General features: G+C 32.6%; 1 protein-coding gene. It reads right to left on the bottom strand.

Annotation, left to right across the window (positions count from 1 at the left end; all coding sequences use genetic code 11):
* Positions 1-165: 165 nt before the first annotated feature.
* Positions 166-1,401 (bottom strand): IS4 family transposase, encoded by a 1,236-nt coding sequence (locus EKM00_RS14640; protein ID WP_126516684.1) that lies wholly within the window; start codon positions 1,399-1,401, stop codon positions 166-168.
* Between the last annotated feature and the right edge of the window lie 84 nt (positions 1,402-1,485).

The following is a 1,485-nucleotide window of genomic DNA, read 5'->3' as shown; positions in this document are numbered from 1 at the left end:
CATTGTTGTCCGGTAAAAAACTTTTAAAAGTTAATTATCCTATATATTTATGGGCTTAGCGAGAATTTATCTCGTAGTAGCTTGTTTTTTATTACACTTTGGAGATTTTGATAATTGAGAAAAAACATATTTTTTTTCCGATTACTGAATTCTCAGGAGTTTTTTTTATACCATATTCAAAAATACAACTTCTGAATTGTCCTCAAAAAGACTAAGTTGTCCATCTTCCCCTGTATCCATTTCCCAGTCGTTTTCGGGGCTATTTAAAAATTTAGTGAGATGGATATAATTGAATAAATGTATTCTGCAAAAGCTAACCAAATTAGAAAAAGCCCATTTTCTTTTCAAACTTTTCTTTATCACTCCCATCAAAAGATTAACAATTAAAACACAATAAATTTGAATCTTAATTGCATTTTCATTGTCTCCTAAAAAATATTTCAACGGAAAGTTTTGTTTAATTTGCTTGAAAAGCAATTCTATTTGCCAACGTATTTTATAGAGAGCTGCTATTGTGTCGGCTCTAAAATCAAATAAATTAGAGATGAATTCAAACGCTCTTTTATTTTCTCTATCATAAAACCTTATTTTTCTTAATTTTAATTTCGATATGGACTTGCCATTCTTTACATCGACTTCGATAATTTCATCCGACAAAACTCCACTGTGAATATCCTCTGAAATCGCTCGTATTTCAGTTATCCCGTACTTAGCATTGTCTTTCAATCGGGTTACAAAACCTGTTTTTTGTTCCGTAAAATGCTCGAAAGCCTTGTAATCATTATAGCCTTTGTCGAATACATAGACAGTGTTTTCATCGCATTTCAACTTTTCTAAAAACTGATGATCATGCGTTGCCGCAGAACTAAACCAAACTAAATTCGGCACTTTCTCGTCGGCATTAATCACGCTATGTGCTTTTATTCCACCTTTGTTTTTCCCGTTAGCAGGCTTCCTGCCAACGCATTTTAAAATATCTTTAAACAAGCTAATTGTTGTACTATCTACAATTTTAACTTCTTTTCCTAAGGCATCCTTAACTCGGCTGTCCGACAAAACATAGCTATATTTCTTGAGTAACAAATTATAGACTTCTTCGAAAAAATCAACTTTTCTGTTCTTATTAGCATCCGCCAAAGTACTTTTTTTAGGAATGCAATTCAATCTTAAAGTCCCCTCCTTCCCAGACAAGCCAAGCATTCCTCCTGCAACTTCACGTAAAGAATTACACTTCACCAAGCTGCAAAAAATCATACTAAACAAATGGTCTTGACTTTTGAAGCGTTTTACATACCGATCCGAATTATGCTTCTTTACAGCTTCTTTTATCATCGAATCGTCTAGTAAAGAAATCAGCTGTCCGAAAACAGATTTAGTCGAAAAATACCTATTTTTACCCATCGTCTTTTTAATTTTGCAAAACTAAAATACGATTTTTACTAAGAAGCCATTAATTTGGCTTCTTTTTTTATCGGACAACAATGA

Origin of the sequence: Flavobacterium sp. RSP15, assembly GCF_003968755.1 — a bacterium.
Lineage (GTDB): Bacteria > Bacteroidota > Bacteroidia > Flavobacteriales > Flavobacteriaceae > Flavobacterium.
This window is presented reverse-complemented; position numbering and strand designations above follow the sequence as displayed.

Bases quoted from the DNA above. Each gene is read 5' to 3' on its own strand.
- EKM00_RS14640 (WP_126516684.1), bottom strand. From the start codon at position 1,401: ATGGGTAAAAATAGGTATTTTTCGACTAAATCTGTTTTCGGACAGCTG.